At 74.7% G+C, this 7,775-nt stretch carries 7 protein-coding genes; 6 read left to right on the top strand and 1 reads right to left on the bottom strand.

What is annotated here, in order from left to right; genetic code table 11:
- The first annotated feature begins 150 nt into the window (after positions 1-150).
- Both AB0G32_RS39800 and AB0G32_RS39805 read left to right on the top strand, forming a co-directional pair.
- Positions 151-2,214 carry a SpoIIE family protein phosphatase gene (locus tag AB0G32_RS39800; protein ID WP_361175790.1) on the top strand — a complete coding sequence of 688 codons (2,064 nt, stop codon included), beginning with the start codon at positions 151-153 and terminating at the stop codon, positions 2,212-2,214.
- 25 nt (positions 2,215-2,239) lie between these two features.
- Positions 2,240-3,205, top strand: a complete 966-nt coding sequence (locus tag AB0G32_RS39805; protein ID WP_361175769.1) for a pyridoxal-phosphate dependent enzyme — start codon at positions 2,240-2,242, stop codon at positions 3,203-3,205.
- A gap of 23 nt (positions 3,206-3,228) precedes the next feature.
- On the opposite strand, the gene AB0G32_RS39810 is transcribed toward AB0G32_RS39805, so the two are convergent.
- Positions 3,229-4,089: a fumarylacetoacetate hydrolase family protein gene (locus AB0G32_RS39810; protein WP_361175772.1), complete on the bottom strand. Its 861-nt coding sequence runs from the start codon at positions 4,087-4,089 to the stop codon at positions 3,229-3,231.
- Between the two features lie 65 nt (positions 4,090-4,154).
- Here AB0G32_RS39810 and AB0G32_RS39815 point away from each other — a divergent pair, with 65 nt between their 5' ends.
- The 4 genes from AB0G32_RS39815 to AB0G32_RS39830 are packed head-to-tail and all read left to right on the top strand — an operon-like array spanning position 4,155 to position 7,332.
- Entirely contained in the window at positions 4,155-4,901 is a 747-nt protein-coding gene (locus tag AB0G32_RS39815; protein WP_361175775.1) for an FCD domain-containing protein, read from the top strand.
- Positions 4,902-4,919: 18 nt separating this feature from the next.
- Entirely contained in the window at positions 4,920-6,167 is a 1,248-nt protein-coding gene (locus tag AB0G32_RS39820) for a DUF3500 domain-containing protein (RefSeq protein ID WP_361175778.1), read from the top strand.
- Positions 6,164-6,574, top strand: a complete 411-nt coding sequence (locus tag AB0G32_RS39825; RefSeq protein WP_361175781.1) for a hypothetical protein — start codon at positions 6,164-6,166, stop codon at positions 6,572-6,574. The genes AB0G32_RS39820 and AB0G32_RS39825 overlap by 4 nt, the downstream gene beginning before the upstream one ends.
- Entirely contained in the window at positions 6,571-7,332 is a 762-nt protein-coding gene (locus AB0G32_RS39830; protein ID WP_361175784.1) for an IclR family transcriptional regulator, read from the top strand. The genes AB0G32_RS39825 and AB0G32_RS39830 overlap by 4 nt, the downstream gene beginning before the upstream one ends.
- Positions 7,333-7,775: the final 443 nt, after the last annotated feature.

A 7,775-nucleotide genomic window follows, 5' to 3' on the forward strand; every position in this document is an offset into this window, starting at 1 on the left:
CAATACCCGATACGCCTGTTGGTGACTGGTTTTCTTCCGTGTGCTGCTCCGATCTTTCGTGCCCGCGGCCCCGGCCGTCGCCCGGCCGGGCGGGCCCGCGCGGGCCGATGCCTGGCCGCAGAAGCGGGTGCGGGTGTGGGCGGGGAACTGATGGACGAGGCGTTGGCGGCCGTGCTCGCGGAGAGCGGCGCGTACGGCGGGCTGCTGTACGTGCCGGCCCCGGACGGGGAGGCGCTGTGGCTGGCGCTGGTGGCGGGAGCGCCGCGGGAGATCACCACTCCGTGGCGCCGGGTGGCGCTGACCGACCCCATGCCGGTGGCGGACGCGGTACGCGAACGGCGCCTGGTGTGGCTCGGCGGTCAGGAGGAGATGGCCCGCCACTACCCCCGGCCCGCGCTCGTCCTGCCGTACGAGTTCGCGCTGGCCGCCACCGCGGTCGTCGCCGGCGACGAGATCCGGGGCGGGCTGGTGCTGCTCTGGTCGGGAGACCACCCGCCGCGGCTGAGCCGGGACGAGCGGACCGCCGTCCGGACCGGTGGTCACCGCCTGGGGGAGCTCCTGCGGCAGGCCGCGGAGCGCGGTGAGCCGCTGCTGCCCGCCGACCCGCCCAGGATGCTGCCGCCGCCGGCCGGGCGGGTCCCCTCCCCCGCCGAGGCCGTCGCCGTCGCGGCCTTCCTCGACCGGCTGCCGGGCGGATCCTGTGCGCTGGACATCCAGGGCCGGATCACCTTCGTCACCCCGGCCGCCGCCGAACTCCTCGGCGGCGATCCCGCCGACCTGGTCGGCGCCCTGCCCTGGGAGGCACTGCCGTGGATGGACGTCCCCCAGGTGGAGGACCGCTACCGGGCCGCGCTGGTCAGCCGTCAGCCACAGGCGTTCACCGTCCTGCGCCCGCCCGACGCCTGGCTGTCCTTCGAGCTGTACCCGGATCCGTCCGGCATCAGCGTCCGCATCACCCGCGGTGGTCCGGCGCGGGACGTGGCCGCCTCGCGGCCGGTGACGACCGCGGGTCCCAGCCGGGCCACCGTGCTGTACCACCTGATGCATCTGGCCTCCACCCTCACCGAGGCCGTCGGGGTGCAGGACGTGGTCGAGCAGACCGCCGACCAGTTGCTGCCCGCGCTGGGCGCGCAGGCGATGGTGCTGATGACCGCCGAGGAGGGGCGGCTGCGGATCCTCGGGCACCGCGGCTACCGTCCCGGCGTGGTGGACCGCTTCGACGCCGTGCCGCTGGGCGCCGACATCCCCGGTGCCCGGGTGCTGGCCACCGGGGTGCCGGAGTTCTTCGCGAGCATCGAGGAGCTGTGGGGGCCCTACCCGCACACCGCGCACGAGGACGGAATGGCGTCGTGGGCCTTCCTCCCGCTGATCGCGTCCGGCCGTCCCATCGGCTCCCTCCTGCTCGCCTACCGGCGGCCCCGCGTCTTCCCGCCCGGCGAACGCGCGGTGCTGATGTCGCTGGCCGGGCTGGTCGGCCAGGCCCTGGACCGCGCCCGGCTCTACGACGCCAAATACCACCTCGCCCACCGCCTCCAGTCCGGCCTGCTGCCGCACACCCTGCCCCGGGTCCCCGGCCTCCGGGTCGCCGCCCGCTACCTTCCGGCCGCCCGGGGGCTGGGGGTCGGCGGCGACTTCTACGACCTGATCCGGCTCGACGCGCGCACCGCCGGCGCCACCATCGGCGACGTGCAGGGCCACAACGTCGACGCCGCCGCCCTGATGGGGCAGGTGCGCACCGCCGTGCATGCCCACGCCACCGTGGGCGCCTCCCCCGACAGCGTGCTGGCGGGCACCAACCGGCTGCTCACCGACCTCGATCCGGGCCTGTTCACCAGCTGTGTCTACGTCCACCTGGATCTCGCCGCCCACCGGGCCTGCCTGGCCACCGCCGGGCATCCGCCGCCGCTGCTGCGCCACACCGACGGACGCACCGAACTCCTGCGGGTGCCCCCGGGTCTGCTGCTCGGGGTCGAGCCCGACTCGCTGTACCCGACCCGGGAGTTCGCCCTGCCGCCGGGCTGCGTGCTCGCCCTCTACACCGACGGACTCGTCGAGGCTCCGGGGGTCGACCCCGACGACGCGACCGAGGCCCTGGCCGGTCTGCTGGAACAGGCCGATCCCACCGACCTCGACGTGATGGCCGACTCCATGGTGCGGCACGCCCCCAGCCCCGGCGACGACATCGCCCTGCTGCTCATCAGCCCCGAAGGCTGACCCGGCGGCGCTACGCTGCCGTGCCATGCCGAAGACGCGTCTCGACACCGCCCGGATCCGCGCCGCGCGCCGGCTGATCGCCCCGGTCTTCCGCGACACTCCGCTGTACCGCTGCGAGGCGCTGGAGCCCGAGCTGGGGTGTGCGGTGAGCGTCAAGCTCGAGACGGCGAATCCGGTGCGCAGTTTCAAGGCCCGCGGCACCGAGGTGGCCGCGACCCGGCTCGCCGGCCAGGGCCGGCCCGCCGTGGTGTGCGCCAGCGCGGGCAACCTGGGCCAAGCGCTGGCCTGGTCCGGGCGCCGGCGGGGGCTCGACGTGACCGTGGTGGCATCGCGTTTCGCGACCGCGGCCAAGCTGGACCGCGTCCGCGCGCTGGGCGCCCGGCTGGAGCTGGTGGACGGCGACCACGAGACGGCCCGGCGGCGGGCGGCGGCGATCGCGCGGTCCGACGGCATCCGGCTGCTGGAGGACAGCCTGGACCTGGAGACCTGCGAGGGCGCGGCGACCATCGGCCTGGAACTGGTGGACGCGTCGCCGTCGTTCGACGCGGTCCTGATCGCTCTGGGCGGCGGGGCGCTGGCCACCGGGATCGGACATGTGCTGAAGGAGATGGCGCCCGGCGTCGAGGTGATCTGCGTCCAGCCGCTGGGCGCGCCGGCGCTGACCCTCTCCTGGCGCGAGCGGCGGGTCGTGACGACCGGCACCACCCGCACCATCGCCGACGGTGTGGCCGGCCGGTGTCCGATTCCGGCCGTGCTGGCCGACCTCCTGGTGGTCGCCGACGACGCCGTGCTGGTCACGGAGGCGTCGATCGTCACCGGGATGCGGCTGCTCCTGGACCGCGCGGGGCTCGTCGCCGAGCCCTCGGCCGCGCTCGGCATCGCGGCGGTCCTGGAGGACCGTGACCGCTTCGCGGGCCGGCACGTGGCGACCGTCGTGTGCGGCGGCAACGTCGACCCGGCCGCCCATCGCCGCTGGACCGGCGGGCGGTGACGGTCACCGCGCCCGGCGGGGCGTCACCCGTGCGCGGCGGCCCGGCGTGCCTCGTTGGAGACCACGGTGTTGCGGACGCTGCCGACGCGTTCCACGTCCACCTCGACGACGTCGCCCGGCTGGAGCAGCCAGGGCGGGGTGCGGGCGTAGCCGACGCCCGAGGGGGTGCCGGTGGCCAGCAGGTCGCCCGGCCGCAGGGTGAGGGTGCGGGAGATGTGGGCGAGGGTGTCGCCGACGCCGTAGACCATCTCGGCGGTGCTGCCGTCCTGGACGGTCTCGCCGTTGACGTAGGTGCGCACCCGCAGTCCGTCGCGCAGGTCGCCCACCTCGGCGGCGGGGACCAGCGGGCCGAGCGGCCCGGACCGGTCGCCGTTCTTGCCGAGGATCCACTGCGAGGTGAGTTTCTGCGCGCGTCGGGAGGTGAGGTCGTTGAAGGCCGAGTAGCCGACCACCGCGGCCAGTGCTTCCTCGGGTGAGGCGTCCACGAGCGGCGCGCCGACCCAGGCGACGACCTCGCCCTCCCAGTCGAGCCCGTCCTCGCCGGCGGGCACCGGCACTTCGGCGCCGTCCACGGTGAGCGAGCGGGTCCAGCGGGCGAACAGGGTCGGGTACGGCGGGAGTTCCTGGGCGCGGAACGAACCCTCGGCGACGTGCTTGAGGTAGTTGAGGCCGACGCAGATCACCCGGGCGTCCGGCAGCACCGGCGGAACCAGGTCCGCCCGGGTCACCGCGACGATGGGCCCGTCGTTCGCGCGGGCGAGATGGCCGGCCGCGTCGGCCCAGAAGTCGTCCAGGGCCGCCAGCACCTGCACCTCACGTCCGTCGCAGGACAGCTCACCGACGTTGATCCGCCCGTCCCGTGCCCGGATTCCCACTACGCGCATCCGCTGTGCCCTTCCCGAGAACCAAACCCTTTAAAGGTTCGGAGGTTTATGCTTCGATGGCGACTATGCCTGAGACCAACGACGGTGGACAAGGCTCCGGGCCGCAGGACGGGCGCCGACCGGTGCCCCTCGGGTCCCGTTCCCAGGGCGCGCGGACCCGCGCGGAGCGACTGGCCGAGGCGCTGGACGCCCGTATCCGCGCCGGCGGTCTGCCGGCCGGTGCCGCGGTGGGCACCCTGGACTCGCTGCGCGCGGAGACCGGCTTCGCGTACTCCACGGTCAGCGAGGCGGTCCGGCTGCTGCGGGACCGCGGGGTGCTGGAGATCCGCCCCGGACGCGGCGGCGGGCTCTTCGTCGCCGACCGCGGACCGGTGGTGCGACTGCGCCACACCCTGCTCGACGTCCCGGACGAGCCCGCCACCGTCGCGGACGCCATCGAACTCCGCGATCATCTGGAGGTCCTGGTCGACGTCGGCGCCGCCCGCTGCCGCACCGACGCGGACGTCGCCCAGTTGCGCGTCCACCTGGAGCGGATGCGCGCCGCGGCCGACTGGGACGGGTTCCTGCGGGCCAACTGGGCGCTGCACGAGCGGATCGCCGCCGTCTGCCCGAACCGGATGGCCGCCGCCGTCTACACGGGGACGCTCGGTCACCTCAGCGGTACGACGTCCCGGCCGGCCGACAGCGAGCCGGCGTTCTCCGCGTACCGCGCCGAGCGGCTCGCCATCCACGCCGAGCTGGTCGACGCCATCGCCGCCGGGGACGAGGCGGCGGTGCGCGCCGCGGTCGCCCGGCACAACACCACTGTCTGACCACGGGAAGGGCCGCCCATGTCGTCCGCCGAGTTCCGCCGGTACCTGTATCCGCCGGACCATCCGCGCATCGCCGAGCTGAAGGGCATGGACCCCTACACCTACCGGGAGTTCGCCCAGCGGCCGGGCACCTTCACCGGCGGCCTGGTCGAAGGCTGGCGGCCGCTGTACCTGGACGCCTTCCGGGGCATCACCGAGGACGGCACGCTGCGGACGGACGCACACCCCTTCACGCCCGCCCGGGCCGGGGAGGAGGCACCGGTGGCCGCCATGGTGGCCGCCGCCCGGGAACTGCTCGGCGCGCTCGACGACGAGGGCCGGCGCGGGATCCGCCACGCGGTCGACGCGCCCGAGTGGCAGACCTGGGCCAACCCGGAGTTCATGCAGTTCGACACCGGGCTGCGCCTGGAGTTCCAGTCCGCCGAGGTGCGGGCCAAGGCACTCGCCCTGATGGCGGCCTCGCTCAGCCCCGAGGGGTACGAACTGGCGCACGGCATGATGCTGATCAACGGCTTCCTCGGCGAGGTGGTCGGTCTCGAGACACTCCTCAACGAGTTCAGCTACAACATCGCGCTCTACGGCGACCCGGACCCGCGGGCGCCCTGGGGCTGGCAGCTCTACGGGCATCACTGCGCGCTGAGCTGCCTGGTGGTCGAGGGCCGCATGGTGCTCAGCCCGCTGTTCCTGGGCGCCGAGCCGAACGAGATCGACGCGGGCCCGCACGCCGGGCTGTCCGCCTTCACCGAGCGGATCTCCCTGGGGACGGCGCTGATGGCCGCCCTCACCCCCGATCAGCGGCAGGCCGCCACGGTGTACCGGCGGATGGTCGACCCCGCGATGCCCCCGGGCCGGGTGCACCCCGGTGACGAGCGGCATCTCGCCGGCGCCTTCCAGGACAACCGGCGCATCCCCTTCGAGGGCGTACGCGCCGACGCGCTGTCGGCCGAGGCCCGCGAGCTGGTCATGCGCATCGCCCGGGAGTTCGTGCTGCCGCTCCCCCAGGGGCCGCGGGCCGCCCGGCTGCGTGAGATCCGCGAGTGTCTCGACGAGACCTGGTTCTGCTGGATCGGCGGCCACCAGCCCGGTGACGTCTTCTACTACCGCGTCCAGTCCCCCGTGCTCTGCGCCGAACTGGACCACCACTGCGGCGTCTTCCTCGACTACGACACGCCCCGCCCGTTCCACGTCCACACGGTGCTGCGCACCCCGCACGGCAACGACTACGGGCGGGCGTACGTGCGCCAGTGGCAGCGGGAGCGCCGATGAGCGCGGCGCCCACGCCGGCGGCGAGTGCCCGGCACCTGATCGCCAACCTGCTGCACACCTACACGGACATCGCCGACCGCAAGGACGTGCCGGCCGCCGTCGCGCTGCTGGGCCGGGCGCAGGTGCGGTTCCCCGCCGACGGTTACGAAGAGCCCGCCGGGGCCCGGCAGTTCTTCACCCGGCTGTGGGCCTCCCCCGTACCGCACCGGCACGACGTGTCCAACCTGGTGGTGCTGCCAACGGGCCGGGCGGGGGTCTGGGTGGCGCGCGCCCACTACACGAGGTGGCTGCTCGATCCCGTGCCCCGCCCGCACACGCTGGGCGAGTACGAGATGGTGGTGCGGGAGCCGGAGTGGGAGGTGGCCGCCCTGACCGTCACCCGGACCTGGACGGAGGGCCGGGGATGACGGACATCGGCCGGGCCACCGCCGTCCTCGACGTCCTCGCCGAGAGCCGCGGCCCGCTCACCCTGAGCGATCTCGCGGCCCGCACCGGTCTGCCGCGTTCCACCGTGCACCGGCTGATCCAGGCCCTCGAACACGAGCTGTACGTCGTCGGCGCGGCGGAGGGGCCGGGGTACGTGCTCGGGCCCGGTCTGCTGAAGTTCGGGATGAACGCGCACCTGGCGCTGCTGGCGGCCAACCGGGGCCGGCTCGCCTCCCTGGCGCGGGAGGTGAACGAGAACGTGGAGCTGGCCGTGTTCAGCGGGCGCGAGGTCGTGGTCGCCGACCAGATCGCCTCGGCCGAACGGCTGAAGGGGGTCACCAAGGTCGGCCGGAGCTTCTCCCTGCACGCCAGTTGCATCGGCTGGGCACTGCTCGCGCAGTTGCCCGACGACCGGGTGGAGCGGCTGCTGCCGCGGCGGCTGGAGCGGTACACGGAGCGGACCGTGACCGACCGGGCGGCGGTCCTGGCCGGCCTCGACGAGACGCGCCGCTCGGGCATCGCGATCGACATCGAGGAGCACGATCTCGGCATCTGCGCGGTCTCCACCGGCATGCCCGGGCCGACCGGCGCTCTGCAGGCCGTGGCGGTGGTGATGCCCACCTGCCGATTCCGCGGCAAGGCGGAACTCGCCGTCCGGTGCCTGAAGCGCCTCAACCCGGTCATCGACACCGAGGCGGCGCTGCGGCAGTGCCGGGACCGGCCGGCGCCCCGCTCCTGACGGGGCACCGGCCGAGTACGCGGGGCCGGGTCCGGCACTCCGGCTCCCCGGGCGGGCGCCGGCGTACCCCCCGTCGGGCAGCCGGCCGCCGTCCGGCGGGCTGGAACACGCCGGGCTCGCGGGCCCGGCCGGCCAGGAGCAGGCCGGTGACGGCGGCGAGGCGGAGCGCCGCGGCACCGCCGAAGGGCCCCGCGGTGCTGGTGGCCGTGCTCCCGGCACCGGGACCGCCAGGAGGGGGGCGGCTCCTCCGCCCAGCGGTATGGCCGGCCATGGTGGCGGCCACGACCAGTGAGGCGCGCCGCGCGGGGGCGCGGTTGCGGGCGACGGTCAGCGCGGCCCCCAGCCGGGCACCGACTGGAGAGGCCGGCGGGGGGGGGGGGCTGGGGTTTGGTGTGGTAGGGTCAGAGGAGAAGAGCAACCACACCCCCCCCCCCGACGAGATA

The sequence above is a fragment of the Streptomyces sp. NPDC023723 genome, assembly GCF_040639815.1.
Taxonomy (GTDB): Bacteria; Actinomycetota; Actinomycetes; order Streptomycetales; family Streptomycetaceae; genus Streptomyces.

Coding starts and splice junctions, on each gene's coding strand:
- AB0G32_RS39805 (WP_361175769.1), top strand. CDS start 2,240: ATGCCGAAGACGCGTCTCGACACCGCCCGGATCCGCGCCGCGCGCCGG.
- AB0G32_RS39820 (WP_361175778.1), top strand. CDS start 4,920: ATGTCGTCCGCCGAGTTCCGCCGGTACCTGTATCCGCCGGACCATCCG.
- AB0G32_RS39825 (WP_361175781.1), top strand. CDS start 6,164: ATGAGCGCGGCGCCCACGCCGGCGGCGAGTGCCCGGCACCTGATCGCC.
- AB0G32_RS39830 (WP_361175784.1), top strand. CDS start 6,571: ATGACGGACATCGGCCGGGCCACCGCCGTCCTCGACGTCCTCGCCGAG.
- AB0G32_RS39800 (WP_361175790.1), top strand. CDS start 151: ATGGACGAGGCGTTGGCGGCCGTGCTCGCGGAGAGCGGCGCGTACGGC.
- AB0G32_RS39815 (WP_361175775.1), top strand. CDS start 4,155: ATGCCTGAGACCAACGACGGTGGACAAGGCTCCGGGCCGCAGGACGGG.
- AB0G32_RS39810 (WP_361175772.1), bottom strand. CDS start 4,089: ATGCGCGTAGTGGGAATCCGGGCACGGGACGGGCGGATCAACGTCGGT.